Source organism: Psychrobacter sp. P11G3, from assembly GCF_001435845.1.
GTDB lineage: Bacteria > Pseudomonadota > Gammaproteobacteria > Pseudomonadales > Moraxellaceae > Psychrobacter.
Window position 1 is genome coordinate 637681 of record NZ_CM003596.1, and the last position, 21918, is coordinate 659598.

Sequence of the window (21918 nt, forward strand, 5' to 3'; positions counted from 1 at the left end):
CAATAGGGGATATACTATGAATGCTTCAGATCAAAACAGCATGAATCATCAACAGGGCATGAACCCTTATGTAAAGTTCACTCTGATGATTGTGACGTCTACGATTGTGATGTACATCATGATGTATTTCAATACTTATGAATGGGATCATATTTATTTTAGTGAAACCCGAGCTTACATGGCGCTCTACATGGGTGCCGGTATGGCAGTGGTCATGTTGGCATTTATGACGAATATGTATAAGAAGACCAAAGTCAATTTAATGATCTATGGTCTAAGCGTATTGATGTTTGCTGTTGGTATTTGGGGTGTTAGATCACAAGCAACTGTCGATCAAGTCGATTGGATGCAAGCGATGATACCGCATCACTCGATTGCCATTCTCACTAGTAGTCGCGCTGATATTGAAGATCCGCGTGTACAAAAGCTTGCTGACGATATTATTAAAGCGCAAAAGCGTGAAATCGCTGAGATGAAGCAATTGATTGATGAGCTTGAATAACGATCTATACTGATAGGAATATTTTAAACAAATAAAATAATGGTCTATCAAATGATAGACTTAAGCATATAGGTCTTTTTATTCAAAGCTACTTTCACTACAGAATCAAAACATTGCTCATGAAAAAGCAATAAAAGGCTGAGTATGCATGGTTCACTTTCCCTACTGGCCTTCTGGCTGCTGCAATTGTTGTCTCTTTTAGTGCTTACTCCTATATCAAAATCTCTAACGCTTACCCGTCAGCTGGCGGTGCTGCGACGTACTTGCATCAAGTATATGGAGACTGTTTGACGACCGGTTTTAATGCTCTGCTGATGTAATTTTCTATAATTATTGCGCAAAGCTTTCTGGCTCGGATGCTCGGGTCATATACCATACCGTTGTTTGGTGGTGACGAAAGCGGTGTATAGCATCCACCAAGGAGAGTCAAGATGAACGAATTGAATTCAAAAGCGAATACTTTAAGAATTGGTCCTGTGGGCAATAGCGTTTCTCTGTTTCTGCTCATTAGCTATCTCTTGTGCATAGGCTTTGGCCTACTCGCACCTGAGCAGATAAGCATGCATGAGGCTTGGGCACCGCTGCTACCTGGTTTTGAATGGCTGACATGGTCAGGTTTCCTAATTGGATTTGTCGAATCCTATCTTTATGGTTGGTATTTTGCGATTGTGTTTGTACCGCTATATCGCTGGTTTGCTAAAGCAGGATGAGTCTAGCGTAGCCATTGAATCTTCGGCTCAGATAGGTCAGCTATGCTGAGAACGACGGACAGTGCGCTAATCTTGGATGGGATCAAAAGCTGGTGACTTAGACCTAAACTATCATTGCAATCAATAACGGGAACATAGTCATGAAACACGATACGACGAAAAATACTTCGGACAGCGAAGACCATGATTGCTGTGACGGTACAGTGAATACAGGCATAGAACCTAATAAAGATACCACTTACGATAAGGTGCCAACTGGCTATAGCGGAACCGTTTATACCTGTCCTATGCATCCTGAGGTCAGGGATACTGAAAAGAGCGATTGTCCGATATGCGGCATGTTCCTTAAACCTGAAGACGAGGTTGTTGATGAAGACAGTCATGCAAGTTGCCATGGTCATGGAGCGGATACTTCTAACAGCACTGATGTAAAATCTATCAAAGGCGGTAAATACGACAAAGTTCCTGCTGATTATGATGGCACGGTCTACACCTGTCCTATGCACCCTGAAGTCAGAGATGTTGAGAATAGTGGCTGTCCAATATGCGGCATGGCACTTGAGCCTGAAACGCTTACTATCGGTGAAGAAGATACCTCAGAGCTCGATGATATGACTCGTCGATTCTGGGTTTGTACAGTACTGACTGTACCGCTATTAATATATGTGATGAGCGGTATGTTTGACGTAAACGTAGTTAATTTCAGTCAGTATGGTATCTCCTCACAGATCTTACAATGGGCTGAGTTAGTGCTTGCGACCCCTGTCGTGCTTTGGGGCGCCGCCCCGTTTTTTGTCCGTGGTTGGCAGTCTATAAAAAGCCGCAATCTCAATATGTTTACTTTGATTGCGATAGGCGTAGGCGCTGCTTATATTTTTAGTATTGTCGCGACCTTTTTTCCCAATATTTTCCCAGACAGTTTCAGAGACGCTAATGGTCAAGTCGGTGTGTATTACGAAGCGGCAGCTGTCATTGTAACCTTAGTACTTTTGGGTCAAGTATTAGAGCTCAAAGCCAGAAGTCAAACTTCAGGCGCGATTCGAGCATTGCTTGAGCTCGCACCGCCGACTGCAAGACGTGTCGATGAAAATGGCAACGAAGTCGAAGTCTCGCTTGATGAGGTCGTCACTGGCGATAAGCTACGGGTTAAACCGGGTGAGAAACTACCCGTAGATGGTACAGTGATCGATGGCAATAGTAATGTTGATGAATCAATGGTAACGGGTGAGCCAATCCCTGTATCAAAAGCACAAGGAGATACGGTTACTGGCGGTACGGTGAATGGCACTGGAACGCTATTGGTCGAAGCGGTCAATGTTGGAGCAGATTCGGTATTATCCAAAATTGTACAAATGGTTGCCGAAGCTCAGCGTAGCCGCGCACCTATACAGAAATTGGTAGATAAGGTAGCTGGGTGGTTCGTACCGATCGTGCTTATCTGCTCCGTCATTACCTTTATTGTCTGGGCGATATTCGGCCCTGAGCCCGCTATGGCTTATGCTTTGGTTAATGCGATTGCGGTACTGATTATTGCCTGTCCTTGTGCCCTTGGTCTGGCGACGCCGATGTCAATCATGGTTGGTACTGGCAAAGGCGCACAAAACGGCGTCCTCATCAAAAATGCTGAAGCGTTAGAGAGTATGGAAAAAGTCGATACTATTGTCGTCGACAAGACCGGAACACTGACCGCTGGTAAGCCCGAGCTTACTGCAATTGACGCGCAGGTAGGTCAAGATGAAGACGAGTTCCTCGCATTGGTAGCCGCAGTAGAAAGTGCAAGCGAGCATCCTTTGGCAGAAGCTATCGTTAGAGCGGCTCAAGAAAGATCACTCATTATTCCTAAAGCTACTGACTTTAATTCGACTACTGGCGAAGGCGTACAAGCCGTGGTCGATGGTAAGAACATCGCTATTGGTAACTCTAAGCTTATGGAGCGTTTAAACAGCTTCGATCAGGATTTATCTACTAAAGCTGATGTCCGTAGAAAAGACGGTGAAACAGTCATGTTTGTGGCTATAGATGGTAAAGCTGCTGGTATTATTTCAGTTGCTGACCCTATTAAACCAAGCACCAAAGAGGCTATTTCACTGCTTCATGACGCGGGACTAAAAGTCGTCATGCTAACGGGTGATAACGAAAAAACCGCGCAGGCAGTCGCCAATAAATTAGGTATCGATGAAGTCCATGCCGACGTCTCACCAGAGGACAAAAACCGTATCGTCAAAGAGATGCAAGATAGCGGTAAATTGGTAGCAATGGCAGGTGACGGTATCAACGATGCGCCCGCACTAGCGCAGGCGAATGTTGGTATCGCTATGGGTACAGGAACAGATGTGGCGATGGAGAGTGCGGGTATTACCCTGCTAAAAGGTGATTTAATGGGTATTGCTAAAGCTTATAAGCTTAGCCACGCCACCATGCGCAATATCAGACAGAACCTGTTTTTTGCCTTTATTTACAATGCACTTGGTGTCCCAATTGCCGCAGGTGTGCTCTATCCCGTATTTGGGCTTCTACTTAGTCCAATGATAGCAGCGGCAGCTATGAGCTTGTCGTCATTCTCGGTGATTGTTAACGCGCTTAGACTACGTAGGTTAGACTTGTGATATGAATGTTAGGAAAAATTGTCAAAACGTAATGCCCAATACGGGTTTTATTAGAATTTAAAAATAAGGATATCGTTATGGGTAGTTTTTCTATTACACATTGGCTGATTTTATTGGTTGTGGTGGTGGTCGTATTTGGCACCGCTAAGCTTAAAAATGCTGGTAAAGATTTAGGCGGTGCAGTAAAGGGTTTTAAAGAAGCAGTCAAAGATGAAGAAACCGAGCATGCTCGCAATAATCGTGCACTTGACCATGAAAATAGTAGTCCAGTTGCAAGTAATGATTTAAATACACAGGTAGGGGCTCAGGCTGATGATACAGAAATCAGCCCTGTCACCACTGATGATCAGCACAAAGTATGAAGCGAGCCGCTTATAAATAGCGGCACTAAATAGTCTTTTAATATATGTGACTGTTATGTTTGATATCGGGTTTTCCGAGTTACTCTTGTTTGGCATCATTGCTTTAATCGTATTGGGCCCAGAAAAACTGCCGCAGGCCGCGCGTACGGCTGGGCAATGGTATGCCAAACTGCGCCGTACAGTATCCACTCTACAGTCTGAAATAGAAGCTGAGCTTGATCTGGCTGAAACGCGCCAACAAATGCAAAATGAGCTTGCAAAAATTCGTCAGACTGAGTCAGATATGAAGCGTGAACTAGCAGAGATGCGCGGTAGTATGCAAAAATTTGAGCAGTCGCAGAACCAAAGCTTAGACGCTTCACATCAACCAATCACCTCTTATGATAAAGAGCATCAACCGAATACTTCCTCCTCGTTCATTAAACAGGAGGCGGATCAGTGAGCCTATTTAAAAAGCGAAAAAGTCGACAAGAAAAAATCGCTGCTACGGAACTTGAGGCGCCAACAGATACAACACAGAATAATGAGTCTGGAGATAGGTTAGGTACGCTCAGTGATATGCCTATCACTGAACACTTGATTGAACTACGCAAGCATCTCATCAAAATATGCGTGGCCGTCTTGATTATATTCTTAGCATTGGTAGGGTTTTCACGAGAGCTCTATAATCTTTTATCAGACCCATTAGTGGCGCAGTTACCCATCAATTCGACCATGATTGCCACTGATATAACGTCAAACTTTATGGCACCCATTCGCTTAACGGTTTTTGTCGCTGCATTTTTAGCGATGCCTTATATCCTGTATCAAATTTGGTCGTTTGTCGCCGCTGGCTTATATAAGAAAGAGAAGAAAATTGCTATTCCTGTGCTGTTGTCTTCGATATTTCTATTTTATACGGGGGTTGCTTTTGCCTACTTTGTCGTGCTCAAAGGTGTATTGAAATTTTTTATCCTATTCGCGCCGCAGAACGTTATACCGATGACCGATATTGATAGCTATCTGAGCTTTGCCCTCAAGTTGTTTATGGTGTTTGGACTGACTTTTGAGATTCCAGTGGTTACCTTACTACTGATAATGGTTGGAATCGTTTCTACTCAGAGTTTAGCAGACAAGCGTCGTTATATCATTGTCGGCTGCTTTGCGGTTGCAGCGGTAGTAACACCGCCTGATGGCATATCCATGCTCTTGCTAGCGATTCCTATGTGGCTATTGTTTGAGTTGGGTTTATTCTTAGCAAAAATGTTAATCAAAGAGGAATGAAGCACCGCTTTAGACTCAGGAAGTGAGACATTAAAAAGCAACTAGCATCATCGTAAAAACGCCAAATACCCCTTTTGTTTTTTGCTGTTTACTAGAGTATGTCAGCGTAAGCACTCTACTTAACGACGAGGTTTAAATGGAACACTTAACCAGCAACAACGAAGAAACTAATGACGGTCTTGCAAATCAACTGAATCAAGAGTGCTACTGCATTACTCTCAATCGTAAAGCGCTCAATACAAGCCTTCAAGATCAATTAATGGAAACTAGAAACAATCCAATAGGAGCGAACGAGCTTAATAAGCTTTTTTCAGCAACACCAGTGTTCGTCCCTAAAACAGAGATAGAGACAATGGTGCGAATCGTCGCAGCTATTGAGTCGGCTGCTAAACTTCCATCTTACCAACAGCAAGTATTGTCATGGGCACCCAAAATTGCTGCTTTCGATCCAGGGCCAATAGGAGCCTTTATGGGTTATGACTTTCACTTAGGTAGCGATGGCCCTCAACTTATTGAGATCAATACTAACGCTGGAGGCGCATTTTTAAACGTAGCACTTGCCCGTGCACAAAAACAATGCTGCCACCCTTCTGAGCAAAGTGCTGATATTACTAAAATGCTTGATGGGTTTGAAGAAGCTGTCACTAGCATGTTCATACAAGAGTGGCAGCGACAATCAGCTACTGCCATGCCTAATCGCATAGCTATTATCGATAATGACCCTAAGAATCAGTTCATGTTTTTGGAGTTCCAGTTAGCACGTCAACTGCTCCAAGCTAAGGGCGTTGACACTGTGATACTAGATCCCTCTGAACTCGACTATGTCGATGGTGCTCTGACAGCCCATGGACAGAAAATCGATATGATATACAATCGTCTGGTCGACTTTGCATTTGAAAACCCTAACCACGCCGTGCTTAAAAGTGCTTATCTAGAGGGTGCTGTGGTGGTGACACCCAATCCCCATGTACATGCTATGTTGGCCAATAAGCAAAACCTGACCTTGCTATCCGATTCGCAGACATTGCGCGCTTGGGGTCTAGATGAGGCTGCAGCGAGGTACCTTGAAAAGTCGATACCAAAGACTAAGCTTGTATCAAAAGACGAGGCAGCAGCGTTGTGGCGTACTCGGCGACAGCTGTTTTTTAAGCCAGTTGCTGGTCATGGAAGCAAAGGGGTCTATCGCGGTAGCAAGCTGACTCGACGCGTTTTTGAGAACATTCTTGATGAGGATTATATCGTACAGACCTTTGTTCCTGCAGGAGAGCGATCAATAAAAATTGATGACACTGTAACAACGAGAAAGGTGGATATACGTCTTTATACGTATGACGGACAACTGCTACTACCTGCGGCGCGTGTGTATCAAGGTCAGACGACTAATTTCCGTACACCAGGAGGTGGGTTTGCGCCCGTCTTTCAGGTGTAATGAGCTAAATAGCACCAACTGCTCTTAATGCTAACCTCTATTAATTGGATATCTGCCAACCTAGGAACATCCACTTGACAGTGTAGATTAACAGTATCGGAATGACCACCCACTGAACGAGCGGCAACGCACCTATGCTTAATAACGGAACATCAGGCATCAGCCCACTATAATTCCACCTTTGGCCAGCGCCAGTTGCCCAGTATTCAAAGAGTATTGTTACGGTCAGGCCAACGCCAAGGTATATCGATAAAGTCGACAGACGCCACGGCTTTGCAATCCAAAGCCAATCTTTTACAAATAACGCCGCAAGCACGTAGGCGCCAAAAGCAATATTGGCATCACCGACGGTCGCACGCGTACAAAGCCAGACCACGTCCCAGTGTCTCGCTTCGGCCATACCGGAGAAGAACGGTACCTGTGCCATCTCCCAAAAAAAATGGAGAAAGAAACTTACGCTCCATATCATTAGGGCAAGCACTGCTGATGTCGCTGCTCGGCGGGATAGGTTTGCAAGAGTCATCATTCCTCCAAAAATAGCCATAGCAATAAATGCAGTTCCATGTTTACTCGTTCGTTATTACCAGACCGAAACGCCGCTTACTGGCGTCTCCCAACGGCAGATTAGTATGTTACTTGCTGCGCGTGTTTATTAAGGTCAGGTGACTAACTTCCGTACGTCAGGTGGTGGATTCGTGCTTGCCTTTCAGGTGTGAAGGTATACCTCAGATCGTGTATGATACTCTTAGAACAATTTTTAAAACACCCTCTTAGTTCGGAAAAAGCGATGAGTCAAACCGTTATCCATTATTTTCTACATTTTGGCATGCCGTTGATTATCGCCTATATGTTTTTTCGTAGTGACTATAAGCGAGTTTATTTGATCCTAATAGCAACCATGCTAGTTGATTTAGATCATCTGCTAGCGACACCTATCTTTTCGCCCAATCGTTGTAGTATTAATTTCCATCCGCTACATACTTATTATGCGATGGCAGTATATGCGGGCATGTTGTTTCTACCAAAGCCCTATAAGATAATTGGTTTAGGGTTATTACTGCATATGTTGACTGATTTAAATGACTGTATAATGACCTATATTAATTGTCCACAGTGTTTGAGTCAGGCTCCTGCCCGTGAGTTGGTAGCGTGGTTAGGCAGAGCTATTAAGTTTTAATACGGTTGTGACTACATCCCTTTGTATCTCTCTCATAAATCATCTCTTTAATGACTCCTAGAAGTAGATATATCGCTATCCAATCCTGAATAAGTCCTCGCATTAGATCGCTTGTGTTCCAATTCGAGGATTAAGGTTGTCTAGCTTGTTACTCTAAGCTTAGTGAGATAGCTCTGTTTCTAATCAGGCATAGCGGAAAGAATTAACCGCTACTTCTTTAGTTTAGTATGACTATTCAATGTGCCACGTGTTGTATCAAGCAGATCGGCGACGTTATTTAATAAAATGTAATCTTTTGGGGTTTTTGATTCCCTATTGAATATTTCACTCCATATCTGACTTTTATACTCTTGCATTATTGTTTTAAGGCTTGGATACATAAGCCCAGGTTTAGCTAACGAGAGTATTGATATTGCTCGGATAAAGTCCATGTATATAAAGTCAATCACATCCTGATCAAATTCTTTCTTAACTTGTTTCTTATGCTCAGGCTTAGAGTCTTTTTTAGAGGTTTTATAACTTAAGAAAATAGTATTGTTGTTATTAATATCTTTGAGGTTAAATACAGGTGAAAAACAACCACCAATGAGTAAATACTCATTCACATCCTTATTTACTAACGATACATTATGAATAGGTAAACTGTTATAACAATCAAACTTAGTCTGCATAGATTTAATATAGGCTTCTTGACCACCACTTAAGTAGGCTTTCACTATTAGCTTAGTTAGTTGGCTAGCCAACGGATGAAGACTAATTTTAGTGCTACTATTAATGCTGATAGACTTTGCTGACAGATTCATGGCTTGTGATCTCCTAAATTAATTCTTTGCCCTATCATAATGAAAGCGTAATGACAGAAAATTTGTAAAGTTCTAACGGTCCATTGCTTGATTGGGAGATTTGATTTCTCTCTATTATTAAGCCTAGTCTGCTCAGTTTGGCTAGATAGTGATAATTCAGCACGGATCTGCTTTTTGTATATCTTGCCGTTTAATTTATCAGCTACATTGCACTTTTTTATTTGAGATGAGGCAAGTAATTTCATCACAGGCTTCCATTGCTCTTTATCATCATCGCTAGCTTGTGCATAATGGTATATTTTTAAATTAATATTTTTTTTAAAGACTAGTTGTCCTAATACTTGTATATAGCTATATAGATCTAATGCTTGATCAAAACTAATATGATTTTTATGGTATTGGGAGTTCATAAGCGTATGCGCTATAAACTGAAGCATAGATTCTCGTCTTTTTTCTATCTTATATAAGTCACGAAATTTATTGGTCATCTGCATGAGTATGTTGTTATCTTCGACATACCTGTCGAATACCGGTAATAAGCTCATATTATCATCAGGCGCGAATAATCTTGAATTACCATGTATGGTTTTAAAAGAAGGGTGATCTTGCAACTGCTGAGCGTTATTAAGCCATATTTCAAAAGTATTTTGATCAAGCTTATAAATATCCATTTTTTCCTTGAAATCTTCTTCCTTATCATGTACCTCAAGAGTCTGACGGACTTCATCGAATGAATATCTTTTTGGCTTTGTAGATGTTTTATCTTCTGTCTTTAGTAGTTCACTATGTTTTGGTTTAGGCAGTGGTTTAAGTTTGAGCTTGTTAAGCAAATAATAATTAATTGCAGTAGGTGTAGCACCTAACAGCTTTTCCCTACGTCTAGGAACGCTTAGTAATTTATAGTGTTTAGCCGTCAACTGGTAATCCATGTGCCAAAGTAGCAATCCAATCTGAATGTCAGTCAAATGCACATAAGAGTCAAAAGTAGTGCTAGGACTGGCATGTCCAGCTACTCCAGCTAAGGCATATATTTTTTTGTATTGTAGGGATGTCTCAATATAAGCCAATATTTTACAAGACTTGTCTTCGTCATAAGGTAATAAGTCTTTTAAAGTTTGAGAGCATTGATGCCCATTAAAAGCATTAGCTTTATCATACAAAAATGACATTAATTGAAAATTAGTTAAGAAGCTATGTCTTAAATGATGGGTCGTGAGATGAGAAAGTCCTGTTGTAGTTTTAATTAACTGAGATATGGTTTTTGATAAATCACTGGCACGATAAGCCATACCAGCTTGATTAGCGATTAAGGTATCCCCTTTACTTTTACTACGCCTAAGCTCGACTCTCTTGAAAAACGACATTTCTGAATTTGTTAAAAGTTGTTCTAACAATGTCCGTCTTAAGGCAGAACTCGTTTTATTATTACCATATTTATTATTACGCACTTCTAGATAAGCTGAAGTTATAGCCACATCTTTTAATCTAATCTTAACTATTTCACCTATCCTGAGTCCACAGCGCTGCCCTAAAATCAAAGCGAGCTTCACCGCTTCTATTTCATCCTTAGTCATTTCAAGATTGTCAGCATTATTAAGAATAGCCTGAAACATGGTTTCTGAAAGATAGCCTGTCCTATGATGCGCTCGCTTGGTAGATGAAAAAGGTGCAATAGGTTCAATGCCATGATGATTAACTAAATATGCATGTATCTCATCAATATTAGTGGCAATAGCATTTTGAGCGTCTTTAGACTTACCAAGTTCGATAAGTTCGCTATAAAGTTGAATATAATCCTCTTCAGTATGATCCTCAAATGCAACACCTTGAGTTAATGATAACCAGCGATTCGTAATACCACCGCTATGAGTCCGCATGCTGCTTACCTTTTTACTAGTCACTGTTTTCGTCAGTAACCAACCTACGATTGCAAGCTCACTCAAAGGAGCGTTGTTCGTTAATAAACGTTCATATAGCTGCTTGAGACCAATTGTGAATCTAGCCATTGAGGTTTTTCCATCTTTAGTCGTTTTCAATAGCTTTGCAATCTCAACGGTAATGGTAGGATTGCCTTTTTTAGGTTCCACTGCGACATCTTTGTGACACTCAATGTTAATAGCTATCTTAGTAGTGGGCTTATGAGATATGCTAAAGATTAAAGACTGCCAGTTAGCTATTGACAGGCCATATGTCGTCTCCAAACCAAGTAGTAGATACCAAGTATGTTCTGGCAGATCTAAAAATAGATAATCTTCTAAAACATAGACCGCACCTATCAAAAACTCTTCTAAAGTCATAGATAGGTGATTTTGGCTAAGAGATTTTGTCATCTTTAACATTTGATAAAGATTTTGAACATCAGTACTAGACTTTAATTTTCTAGTTTCATTCCCTTTGACATAGAGCTTGATCAAATAGCTCGTTAATGGCGATAAAAAGACTTTTACCTCATGCACCGCTTTTGAATTGCTATAAGTATTAGTATGATAGCTATTGTCGTCAATAATGAGAGTTACTACAGGCAGTTCAAATATGCTTTCTATAGTTAATGATTTGTCACTGATGCAAGATATAATCGTTTGCAATACTGGCTTTCTCAATATAGCACTGTGGAAAATCAGTGATAGCATCAAATCTGTGATAGTAATCTCGTAAGCTTTGCTAGCTATACTATCCATCCAATATAAATAAAAATCTAATATTTGCTTTTTTTCAGAAAAGGTCACTTTATTTCTAAAGGACTTTGGACGGTATGAGGTAACGATAAGCTTTGGAAAGCCAATAGCAATGTCCTTATCTTCAATATAGTTTTGACAGCAGTTTACTGCTTCGTTATATCCTTCTACATAACTAAGATAGCCCTGAAAGTGTTTGTTTTCTGATAATCTCTTATCAAGCTGCTCCCACATAGCATTAAATATTGTTTGAGGATCACTTGAGGCAATAATTTGGTCAAAATCTATAGACTCTTTGACCAGTCGTTTGGATAAGTTTTTACGCTTCGAGGTTTCCTTATGTCTATTTTCTGAACGCTGGTCAATAGCTGATTTACGCTGAGCCATTATCTAGTCTCCAAACTTATGACTTTAAAGCCGTTATATTTAATTATTCCATTAAGCTCATCAGAGAATCGGCGCAACTCGCTCCTTCTAAGTCCACTGTGCTTATCGTAGTAGTCAAAACCAAGCTCATCAGCGTGACCCATCCAAGCGCCAATTACATCGTGACCGAAGCTATTAGATAATGATGAGTTAGGCTTAGCAGAAAAGATTCCAACTTCTAGGCTTTTATAAGATCGTATAAAGTGACGATGCCAGTTTGATGGGAGATCTAAAATTTTAGACAGTCTTCCGTGAATAAATGTTTTGGTAAGACTAACTTCAGTAATAGTGTTAGTTTTTTCATCCAGCTTTAGATAAGTAATAAGGCCAATATTACTGTCAAGAATATCTGAGTAAATATCACCTAGACTATTACCCAGACTATTTAAAATAAAGGCATTACTCTTTAAATACTTGATGTACTGCTCAATCTGTTGATTTGCTATATCAGGTAGATAAATATATCTGCCTCGAGTATGTTGACGGTTTTCCTTGTCGCTAATAAAATATTTTTTAGTTCTAACATCTATATCTACAAGCCTACCAAAAGGTTCACGTACGGGACGATAACCGCTTGAGACCGAGAGCAGAACATATAAATAATCAGTAAAAATATTATGTAGGTCAACTATAGATCTAGGATTGAGAGTTTTTTTATCCCAAAGGGCAGAATTGATCTGAGTGATTAAATCGCTAACTATAGATGTTAAGCGGCTTTCTCTTATGGCTAAAACACTACCTATTTGTTTATCCCAATATCCTGTAACTCTTTCGTCAGGTAATTCAAAAAATTGATATTCTTCATTACATTTGGATTCATCGCTGACTGTATTAAATGCTATATCATACAAATGATCATTAAAATCATATTGGCATAAGAATAAATCTAGCTGGCTAACATTAAAGTAAGGAAGTGCTGAAGAATGGTGTATTGGTTTGCTAATTAGAACATTAACTAAAGCTTGATCTCGACCACTCTGTATGAGGTAGTGTTCTAAATAGTTCTTAACTTTATTAAAAGTTAATCTAGTTTTGCTCTTCTTATTTATAGCCTTTAGAGCCTCACTGGCCTTTTGTTTGACCTCCTCCAAAACCTTTGTGCTTATGTTACGTAAAAGATGAGAATATATATTGCCAACTGCAATAGGGTAGAAAAGATTGAGAGTAGATGTATTATCTGCGCATAGTTTAGAATCCCAGTTTTCTTGAACTTTACTACGAGTAGGTGCAAACTCTAGTGGATACCGATAGCATAAATAACTCTCCCTCAAATCTTCTGAGATAAGTAGTTCAGATCTACCTGTCAATAAAATTATTAGTAGATATAAAGAAGTTTGATGGTCTAGATCATATTCAATGTTTAAAGTACCTTGTTCATCATTGTTGTCAGCATTTATACTTCTGATATCTAAACTCATCAGACTATTGAGTAAATATGTGACTAAAATCTGTACTTCATCAGCATGTGCAACATTTACATCAGTTACCTGACTTAAAGTCCGTTGATGTCTACAGTTAACTTGTTGTTCAGCTCTGATTTTATCTAGATAGTAGTTTGTAGGTTGCTCGAAATTAACCTGCTCAAACGATTGCTCTTCATCGTCTTGGCGTTCTTGGTCTTCAAATCCATTTGCTTCGCTAGCATTTTCTGATATGTAGGTGAGATCGCTAACAGTATTGCCAGTGATATCATCTTTATCCTGTAAGATACTTATAATCTTATGAGTCTCAGTCGTCACGCGAGTAATGCCGGAGTCATTTTTGAAATAGTTTTCGATTGGTAAGATATATTCGTAAAGGTATTTAGCTATACGTTCATTGATTTCAAATTGAGCTTCAACAGATGATAGAGATGTCTCTTTACTTAATAATCTATTCTTGTACTTCTGTATTTCAAAATCAAAAGTTAGGGGCCGCTCATCAAGCCATCTAGTGTAGCTATCGTTTTGTTGAGCATTAATAAGAAACTCCTCAATATCCTTTAGGCTTTTCAATTCTGTTACATCAGGTAAAAACGGAACTAAAAATTCACGAGTTTTGTTCGTTAAAAATCTGCATTCATCGAGCGTAGTTTCAATTCGACTATCATAGTCAGTTAACTCAACCATCCTTAAACATAGAAAAAAGTAGACAGCACGGATAGTATTTATTTTAGACGAGTCTGCTCGATGGATTAAAAAGGTAATTAGATAGAGATCTTTTAAATGCAGATGAGGCTTTCTAATATTTTCTAAAAATACTTTATGAGCAATTCCATTTTCGTATATCTGTAATTCATGCGTCTTCGTCAAATTACTATTCACATCTAATGTTTTTATCCATTCAGACAATGTTCGATACTCATCTTTCAATTCTGATCTAAATTGCTCAGGTAAGGTATCTTTTAAAAATTTTAGCTCGATAAGTAATATTTCAAGATCATTGCCATTAGCGAAATCAAGGAGATTTAGCTTCAACCAATCCTTAATATTTGTAGAGTTACTATCTTTATTAGCCATTATGCTGCTACCGTTACAAGTCATTCAAATAACTGTAGCTTCATTAATGTAAAGCATCCAGCATTAAAATCGAAAAAAGACATCTATTTGGATGTCTTTTTGTTAAACATAGGTATTTTCATGGATTTTGTATTATACCTCGCTCTATCAGTAGCTTATCTAAAGCACTCCCATCCTGACGAGTTAGATTGGGCACATAACGTGAATACACTGTGAATAACATTGTAGTGCTGCTATGACCCATTTGCGCAGCAATCCATTCAGGAGACTCGCCTGCAGCAAGCCAAAGAGTGGCAGCCGTATGTCTACTTTGATAGGGATTACGTATATCAAGCTCCAGATATCGCAATAACGGATACCAAACTCTCTTTGTCACATTGCGATGACTCAAAGGAGTACCTGCTTTTGTACTAAACACAAACTCACTTCGATGTTTAGTGAAGCTCTGCTGCTCAATCAATGCATCGTAAACCAGTTGATTCATGTGGATAATACGATTAGAGCCGGAAGTTTTAGTGTCACCTATAACACCTCCAACAATTGCTTGATCAATAACGATTTGTCTACGTTCAAAGTCAATATTTTTCCACGGTAAACCGTCAATTTCACCTGTACGCATGCCTGTAAAAAACCGTACTGTGAAATATGGCTTATAGTCTACTCTGACGTTGTCAATGATGAGCATGACTTCCTCTAAGGTAAAAGGACTAACATTACTTTTAGGTACACTTAGTGGCTTTATATTCTTCCAAGGGTTCTCAAAATCAAAACGCTCAGATGCTTCGGTAATCACCATACGTAATGGCGTCATAATGTGGTTGATTCGAGATGCTGATAAAAGTCGTCCACTATTTCCTTCCTTGACTAGATTACCCCGAAAAGCCATTATTTTAGCTTTGTTTATGGTATTTAGTGGCACATTGCCAAAATGGGGAAGTAGATAAATCTTAAGTATGTTTTCTACATTAGTTATCTGAGAGCACCGCCATTCCGGTTTTTTTTCCTCTAACCAAACTCTGCTAAAGCAATCAAATCCTGAGCTTGAGTCCTTATGGCTATTCGTTGATCTCATGAGCTCTAAGCTTTGAAACTGCTCAAGCTTTTTACTCTGTGGAAAATAGTTTTCATATCGAAAACTACCTAATTGAATCTCTGCTTGCATTTTACTAACGAAATTTTCTAGACGCTTTCGATTAGGCTTAGTGTCTGCCAGTAAGGTTTGCTCTCTACAACGTTGGCCTATGTATCGAAAATCTACATATAGGTTGCCATTACGGCTATTGATACTCGCCATGATTACGCTCCCGCTGCAAATGGAATGTTATCGTCGTAGCCTGTCAGCATTAACTCTTCAATCTTTTGCCATATGAAAAGAATTTTTCTACCTCCAAATGGTTTGATGTAATGAACGCCCTCAATGAATACCGCATCCTTAAGTTGATTGCGTATTGTCTTGCTGTCATATTTAATACGTTGTGACAGCTCTTCGGTTGTTAAATAGGTATAACTCATAGTAAAATCCTTACTAAAGATTAAAGTGTTATTATCTAATAGCTTTATGACCTGCTATAGAACATAATTTACACTAAAAATCATCTTTTGCAAGACATTTTTATCTACAGTAGGTTATTTTATTATGGGGGAGGTTATGGTGAAATGTAATTTATCTAGAATTATGGGCGAAAAAAGACTTAAGATTGCCGATGTGTCTAGAGATACAGATGTCAACAGAGGCACAATCACACGTATGTATAACGAAGAAGCGACCAGAGTGGATCTAGAGGTAGTAGAAAAGCTATGCTTATATTTGGATATTGAAGTGGGCGACCTTTATGAGCTAGTTAAGGAAGAAGAATAAACTTTCCTCCTTTTAAAATTCAAGATAGTGCTGCGCTTATCAGTTATTACACCAAATAATACGCAGCAATATAGTTTCTCAAATGAGTTAAATGTTCTATTAAGTAATAAAAAGCTCTATAGAAGGTCATTTTGATTTGCATCAGCTCAAAATGTATGTATAATTCAATCTGTAGGAAGTCATTACGACTAACAGAAAGAAATATTAATCTACAGGAGGTTATACATGAACACATTTATTAAGTCACCGCATGCTTCAATCTGGTTAAGCGCCGAAGCGATATCGCTATCTACCAAGCTTATGGTAAACCTGCAAATACAACAGGGCTCGCAGTTAGCAAGAATGCTAGGCGTTAACCCCCTTTTCTACAATGATGAAGCGGTTAGGATATGGGTTCAACGTGAGCTCAATGAGGGGTTAGCGCTAAATCATTATGCATTAACGAATCTTGAGACCAAATTTTTGGACATTATGAATCACTACGATATTCCTTATTCGTTGTGATCAACGTTAACTATTTGGTTTGGAGATAACCATGAGCTTAAAACTTATTTTTAGCGCCAATGCAGATCAGTCCGACATACAACTATGTGAAGACTATTGGGCATACGGGCATGATGGACGGTATGTAGAGCATATAGAAACGCTCTGTAGACAGTATAGTGTTGATTATCATATTTTGTTTGGTGTATTAGCGGAGTGCCAAGCTTACTTAGATGATGTGCACTGTGAGTACTGTGGACGGCCTTATCAACTTGATGTACCAGCGGATATACCTTATATCAGAAAACAATCATCTTGGTTCTGCGAATCATGTATTAGTTTTTCTGGCGGGCAGCTTACAGTTGGCAGGTAACAATTTGAAATGTACTTGATAACCAGATTGCTAATGCTCTCTGGTTTTTTTGCAAATGTGATTTATTTATAGATATATCGAAACGAGGGGGAAGAGTTGAGGCTTGCTCTGATTAATGATTAAGCTTTACTAGATGTTTTAGATTCATTTCTAACTGTTCACGAACTAAGGCAACAGGTATGTGCCACAATTCAGATAACTGCTTAGTAGCAATATCACTATCCCATGGCATTAGAGACTTTCTATTAAACTTTGCAAACGGGCCATCCGTTTCAGTAAGAATCCGATCTTTTGGCATCATTGATACCAAAGCTTGCCCTTTTTTAGTATTAAGCATTGCAGGACCAACGGTGAACCAACAACCCATATTAATCGCTCTTTTAAGCTGTCCTTGAGTACCTGTAAACCAGTGAAGTAAAGGAATGCCATCAATGCTTTTTAACTCATCTAGAACTTCAGAGGCACTCTTTATACTATGAATACTCATAATCCGACCACCAGAATTGTGCGAACTCTTTAGGATATGGCGAAAAACTTTCAACTGAATGTCCCAATGCTTTTTGAAGTTAGTTCCTCCATCAAGACCAATCTCACCGATATACTTAGCTTCAGGTAGTAGAGCATCGAAAAGCTCAATTTCGTGTGCTCGATGATGAGCAAGTTGGGGATGTAGCCCCAAAGCTGTTCTAATACGAGAACTGCCATGTGCTAATAATTTGGTTCCTTCCCATGCTTTGGGAGTCGTAGTTACTGATAATAAATATATGCCTTTATCGTCACATTCTTTAGCTACTTCAAATGGGTTTTGATATAGATCCAAATGACAATGCATATCTATCTTCATAAAATACCTTCTGATTCGAAATATAGCTTAACTTCATTAAGACCTTGAGTAAACACAGTCTTATAATCTGCTAGCTCGTTTTCAGGTAAAGGCCCACTATTTAGAACCCAAGTGCTAATATTCTTACGCTCTTTTTGTGCTACAGCAATTAACATCGCCATAACATCATCCCGATGGTCAGGATCAGATAGTGCATTAGTAAGTGTTTTAAAATAAGTTATATTTTCTTGAATACCTCCTGTGTGCAGAGATGCTTTACGAATAATACAAGGCACACAAGTTCCACACTGTTGATTCTTACGTTTCCAATGGCTACAAGAGACTGTTTTATTTACTAAGTTTGCAAGTAGCGTTCTATCTTGACATTCCAAAACCATTTGACCCTTAGTTTTGAACTGATAGGGGTTAATGATAGTACATTCAATACCAACTTGATCAAAAATACTCTGAATACTTTTAATAAAGTGAGGATGGGTTGTTCTTGTACTTAACGTACCAATACGTCTAGGTGTAAGAGGCGCATTTAGGGAAATAAACCCATTTTCAGGTACGTATAAATCAACATTCTGTAAACTGTTACTTTGCTGTAGAGCGCTTGCTCCCACAACTGCAAAAGCTAAAAAGTTTATACTGCGAGTGCGCATCGTTATATCTGTTTCACCATTGGCACTAAGAGGATATGCGTTTACTTCAAAACGTGAGTACTCGCCCGACAGAATTTGGTTTATGTCTTCTTGATGAGATTTATCGCCTTTATAAGCATGACTAACTAACAACGGCTTATTCCCATCACTGAGTAAACCTATTACCCCAATAGCTGAATCTAATCCTCCTGAGAATAAACTTACGCAGTCAAGTCCATCTAGTTTAACCAGCTTAAATCTTTTACCATGGGGAATAGGAGGTTCATAGCCACCTCCTGTAAGATTTACACTCCACATATCTCCACTTAAAAAATGTAAGGCTCTCTCTAAATCCTCTTTTAGATGTATCCAATTTTCTGGCTCACAAAGCGGAATTGTGAGTGAGAGCTGCCGTGTCCATCCGTCTGCACTTTCTGAACGTAATACAAACGTATCAGCAGCAGTAACAGCTAAGGCAATTGATAAAAAATCTATTGCCTTATTACTTATTTGAACACCTAGGCGCTGAATTTTGTCAATAATTGGATTGCCTATTACACCAATATCACTACGAGAATGCTTTCCATCAATTCCGTATAATTGAACAGGTATTAGTGAGTCGTTAGCTATAGGGAGTTGATGCCAATCATGATGAAACACTAATTCTGTCATACGTAATTCTCCCATTCAGTCCAAACATCTTTAATTGTTTGTCTTTGAATATCTTTTATTTGAGCTTGGCTAATTGACTGAATATTGCTTGGAAATTTATTAGCCATATGCAAATCTACAGTTACACAAACTAAATCATTAAGCATATTCTCCATGTTAATAGCTTGGGTAGGAGTCTCTGCTTTATCAAACGCTTTGTTTGAGTCCATCATCATTTGTAAAAATATAACTTCCGAGAGATAATTGATCATAGTATGGATGATGATATCATCAGTAATACTCAAAGGATCAAAGGTTTCAATACCCTCTAAGGCTTCTGCTAAAGCCTGATTCATAGCAGATCTAATTTTTTCAGAATCACCATCGTCTGTTAAAAGTGCTTGAGTAATAATTGATATAGCAGTATCACAAGGAAGCCCAGTCAAACCATTCAAGTCGACTATCGAATCGGTTGTTCCACCTCCTCCAATGAGTAATCCAAAAAGTTGTGTACCAGCCTGAGTTGCGCTGCCCATGCGTCTTACTGCCGTTTCATTACGTCCATTAGATTTTCTTGCGTAATGTCCTATCGCTATTCTTAAGTCAGAACGACTTCCATTGGAAACTGCTCTACCTAAGGCTTGTCTGTATCCAACATATCGACGATCTGATGGTTCAGGAAGAATTTGGTCAGGACTATCATCAGCCCAAGGAGGTACTAGTGGTGAGTTGCCGCTTGGACCTGGACTAGATTGTGAAGTTCCCATTATTATTCCTTATACCAAGATTGACTTTTCAACATCATGTTCATCCAAGGCGGATTTTCATTTAGCCCATTTAAATATCTAACAAAAACTTTTGCAGCTTCTGAAGAGTATTCTGCAAGTATAAAAGCTCCTGCGAATCCTTCTGGCTGCGCATTCCAATCAGAAACATTTCTTAAATGACTAATAAGGCCTTCCATAACGGGAACCTGCTCTTCTATTACAAGCTCTTCTAGACTTTTCTTAGCAGCTGGAGATGATACTTTCTTAGTCTTACTTAAAGATTCTAATGCGACTCTACCTATTGGAGACAAACCAGTTACATAACTACCTAGTGGTATAGTCTCACGAGATAAATAAATTGCTGGTCTTAGATCGATTTCACTTAGCTTAGGCTCAAGTAAACACCACTCGTTAATGAAATCGCGTCGTTGATTTAGTGACTCTGGTAGAGATACTGATTCATTTTTGTCTTCTAAAGCTTTAAGAAAATTAGGTTTACCTTTCTCTTTATCAATTGCACTATAGAATTCCTTAGTTGCAGCTGCTCCAGCACATCTTTCGAATATTACTAGTTTAGTAATAATAGCTTCGTTAATCGGCATGTCACGCCGCTGCGCAGTTTTAACACGCATTTTTATTACATTTAGCAATCTTTTTACAGTTCTTGGGTTTCCATGAATAATTGGTGAGTTAGCTAATATTGGAGCAATACGGTCTGCTCGTTCAAATGATTTTGCTAACTCGTTATCCTCAGTAAATCCGAGCAGAGCTAATGCATCATTTCTAGTGATAGGATCATCTTTCCAAGACTGTTGTAGAGCAGCTTCTAATCCCTGTCTAAGATTACTTAGTTCAGTAGAGTCGATTCCAGCTTCAATAGCATATAGCATAAATAAGTAAGAACGAATCTCTCTCATACCAGCTTTGGGCACGCGGATAGGCACTTGAATGAGTTTATCTATGTAATCAAGCTGGTGTCTATCTGAACTGCCTTTGAAATGCTCAGCAACTGAAGATTTAATCATTTCTTCATCAGCAGCAATTATAAAAGCTGTGTTTTTAAGGAACAAAAACAATCGAATAGCTTCAAGTGTGTGGATTGCATTAGCAGGCAAACAGCGATCTAAATTATCAATAATAATAACAACAGGCTTATTCAATGCATCTAATATTTCTTCATATTCTGTTCTAAAAGCATGGATTTGTTGAGGAGGAGTTTTAGCTTCTTTAGGTTTTATCGTTTTATCAAACTCATTTTTCACATCCGCTACTACAGCACGACCTTCTGTATACTCATCCTCGTCTTGAACTCCATCGGTTGCATTACTAATAGCATTAACTCCTCTCGCAAGAAGTCCTGCTGTAGGAACACCAGCAAATAGTGCAGCACCTTCTGCAGCTAGCCCTAATACTCTAAAAATATTCACTCGCTTAAGTAAACCTTTACCTTTCTCTACTAAGTCTTTATCTCCTTCAGCTTCTTCTAAAAGTCTTGTAGCTATTACTTCTAGAAGGGCGGCTCTTGCATCATCGAAACCTTGATAAAGCCATGCATCAAAATTTATTACGATATAATCCTGCTCGTCATCTTCAAGTTTAGTTTCAATAAGCTTGAGAAGCGAAGACTTTCCCGCTCCCCAGTTACCGAAAATTCCAATTGAAATAGGAAGCATATTTTTAGCAGATAAAATATCAACCGCAAGATCCGATACTTCACCAAAATTAAGATAATCTTCACTTGATTCAACGTCAGACCACATATTTTTTATCTCATTTATATAATTTTATAAACAATAATTATAAACTATTGTGTATATCTAAAATTGAATGAATATGGTAGTTTTTGAGTGTTATTAGATATTTTTTAG

The 21918-nt window shown here is 39.1% G+C and carries 20 protein-coding genes; 10 read left to right on the forward strand and 10 right to left on the reverse strand.

All coding sequences use genetic code 11. The features are described from left to right. Nucleotides 1-16 precede the first annotated feature (16 nt). The 7 genes from AK824_RS02615 (at nucleotide 17) to AK824_RS02645 (ending at nucleotide 6872) form a co-directional block, all read left to right on the forward strand. Nucleotides 17-502: a DUF305 domain-containing protein gene (locus AK824_RS02615; protein ID WP_057758571.1), complete on the forward strand. Its 486-nt coding sequence runs from the start codon at nucleotides 17-19 to the stop codon at nucleotides 500-502. Nucleotides 503-933: 431 nt separating this feature from the next. Continuing rightward, nucleotides 934-1212: a DUF5676 family membrane protein gene (locus AK824_RS02620; RefSeq protein ID WP_057758573.1), complete on the forward strand. Its 279-nt coding sequence runs from the start codon at nucleotides 934-936 to the stop codon at nucleotides 1210-1212. Between the two features lie 287 nt (nucleotides 1213-1499). Continuing rightward, entirely contained in the window at nucleotides 1500-3818 is a 2319-nt protein-coding gene (locus AK824_RS02625; protein WP_227511225.1) for a copper-transporting P-type ATPase, read from the forward strand. A 77-nt stretch (nucleotides 3819-3895) separates the two neighbouring features. Continuing rightward, nucleotides 3896-4180, forward strand: coding sequence for a Sec-independent protein translocase subunit TatA (tatA, locus tag AK824_RS02630; RefSeq protein WP_057758575.1), 285 nt, complete (start codon nucleotides 3896-3898; stop codon nucleotides 4178-4180). A 55-nt stretch (nucleotides 4181-4235) separates the two neighbouring features. After that, complete coding sequence (tatB, locus tag AK824_RS02635) at nucleotides 4236-4622, forward strand: Sec-independent protein translocase protein TatB (RefSeq protein WP_057758577.1); 387 nt, start codon at nucleotides 4236-4238, stop codon at nucleotides 4620-4622. Beyond that, nucleotides 4619-5443 carry a twin-arginine translocase subunit TatC gene (gene tatC, locus AK824_RS02640; protein WP_057758579.1) on the forward strand — a complete coding sequence of 275 codons (825 nt, stop codon included), beginning with the start codon at nucleotides 4619-4621 and terminating at the stop codon, nucleotides 5441-5443. Before tatB ends, tatC begins: the two co-directional genes overlap by 4 nt. Nucleotides 5444-5579: 136 nt before the next feature. Continuing rightward, nucleotides 5580-6872: an ATP-grasp domain-containing protein gene (locus tag AK824_RS02645; protein ID WP_057758581.1), complete on the forward strand. Its 1293-nt coding sequence runs from the start codon at nucleotides 5580-5582 to the stop codon at nucleotides 6870-6872. Between the two features lie 40 nt (nucleotides 6873-6912). On the opposite strand, the gene AK824_RS02650 is transcribed toward AK824_RS02645, so the two are convergent. Further along, nucleotides 6913-7248, reverse strand: a complete 336-nt coding sequence (locus tag AK824_RS02650) for a hypothetical protein (protein WP_227511193.1) — start codon at nucleotides 7246-7248, stop codon at nucleotides 6913-6915. A gap of 411 nt (nucleotides 7249-7659) precedes the next feature. On the opposite strand from AK824_RS02650, the gene AK824_RS02655 reads away from it, so the two are divergent. After that, on the forward strand, nucleotides 7660-8049 hold the full coding sequence (locus AK824_RS02655; RefSeq protein ID WP_025652669.1) for a DUF6122 family protein: 390 nt from the start codon (nucleotides 7660-7662) through the stop codon (nucleotides 8047-8049). 209 nt (nucleotides 8050-8258) lie between these two features. Here the strand turns inward: AK824_RS02655 and AK824_RS02660 are convergent, their stop codons facing one another. The 5 genes from AK824_RS02660 to AK824_RS02680 form a co-directional block, all read right to left on the reverse strand. Further along, complete coding sequence (locus AK824_RS02660; RefSeq protein ID WP_057758583.1) at nucleotides 8259-8852, reverse strand: hypothetical protein; 594 nt, start codon at nucleotides 8850-8852, stop codon at nucleotides 8259-8261. After that, nucleotides 8849-11914 carry a site-specific integrase gene (locus AK824_RS02665; protein WP_057758585.1) on the reverse strand — a complete coding sequence of 1022 codons (3066 nt, stop codon included), beginning with the start codon at nucleotides 11912-11914 and terminating at the stop codon, nucleotides 8849-8851. The genes AK824_RS02660 and AK824_RS02665 overlap by 4 nt, the downstream gene beginning before the upstream one ends. Then, nucleotides 11914-14451: a hypothetical protein gene (locus tag AK824_RS02670; RefSeq protein WP_057758587.1), complete on the reverse strand. Its 2538-nt coding sequence runs from the start codon at nucleotides 14449-14451 to the stop codon at nucleotides 11914-11916. The genes AK824_RS02665 and AK824_RS02670 overlap by 1 nt, the downstream gene beginning before the upstream one ends. A gap of 118 nt (nucleotides 14452-14569) precedes the next feature. Further along, nucleotides 14570-15745, reverse strand: coding sequence for a site-specific integrase (locus AK824_RS02675; protein ID WP_057758589.1), 1176 nt, complete (start codon nucleotides 15743-15745; stop codon nucleotides 14570-14572). A gap of 2 nt (nucleotides 15746-15747) precedes the next feature. After that, nucleotides 15748-15963 carry a hypothetical protein gene (locus AK824_RS02680; protein WP_021813684.1) on the reverse strand — a complete coding sequence of 72 codons (216 nt, stop codon included), beginning with the start codon at nucleotides 15961-15963 and terminating at the stop codon, nucleotides 15748-15750. A gap of 193 nt (nucleotides 15964-16156) precedes the next feature. On the opposite strand from AK824_RS02680, the gene AK824_RS02685 reads away from it, so the two are divergent. Both AK824_RS02685 and AK824_RS02690 read left to right on the forward strand, forming a co-directional pair. Next, nucleotides 16157-16309 (forward strand): helix-turn-helix domain-containing protein, encoded by a 153-nt coding sequence (locus AK824_RS02685; protein WP_244656560.1) that lies wholly within the window; start codon nucleotides 16157-16159, stop codon nucleotides 16307-16309. Nucleotides 16310-16534: 225 nt separating this feature from the next. After that, complete coding sequence (locus AK824_RS02690) at nucleotides 16535-16813, forward strand: hypothetical protein (protein ID WP_057758591.1); 279 nt, start codon at nucleotides 16535-16537, stop codon at nucleotides 16811-16813. Between the two features lie 464 nt (nucleotides 16814-17277). On the opposite strand, the gene qatD is transcribed toward AK824_RS02690, so the two are convergent. Genes qatD through AK824_RS02715 form a run of 4 tightly spaced genes read right to left on the reverse strand, consistent with a single transcriptional unit; the run spans nucleotide 17278 to nucleotide 21810 of the window. Next, on the reverse strand, nucleotides 17278-18009 hold the full coding sequence (gene qatD, locus AK824_RS02700) for a Qat anti-phage system TatD family nuclease QatD (protein ID WP_057758594.1): 732 nt from the start codon (nucleotides 18007-18009) through the stop codon (nucleotides 17278-17280). Further along, entirely contained in the window at nucleotides 18006-19304 is a 1299-nt protein-coding gene (qatC, locus tag AK824_RS02705) for a Qat anti-phage system QueC-like protein QatC (protein ID WP_057758596.1), read from the reverse strand. Before qatC ends, qatD begins: the two co-directional genes overlap by 4 nt. Then, entirely contained in the window at nucleotides 19301-20050 is a 750-nt protein-coding gene (locus tag AK824_RS02710; protein ID WP_057758598.1) for a hypothetical protein, read from the reverse strand. Before AK824_RS02710 ends, qatC begins: the two co-directional genes overlap by 4 nt. A 2-nt stretch (nucleotides 20051-20052) precedes the next feature. Then, nucleotides 20053-21810, reverse strand: a complete 1758-nt coding sequence (locus AK824_RS02715) for a KAP family P-loop NTPase fold protein (RefSeq protein ID WP_057758600.1) — start codon at nucleotides 21808-21810, stop codon at nucleotides 20053-20055. Nucleotides 21811-21918: the final 108 nt, after the last annotated feature.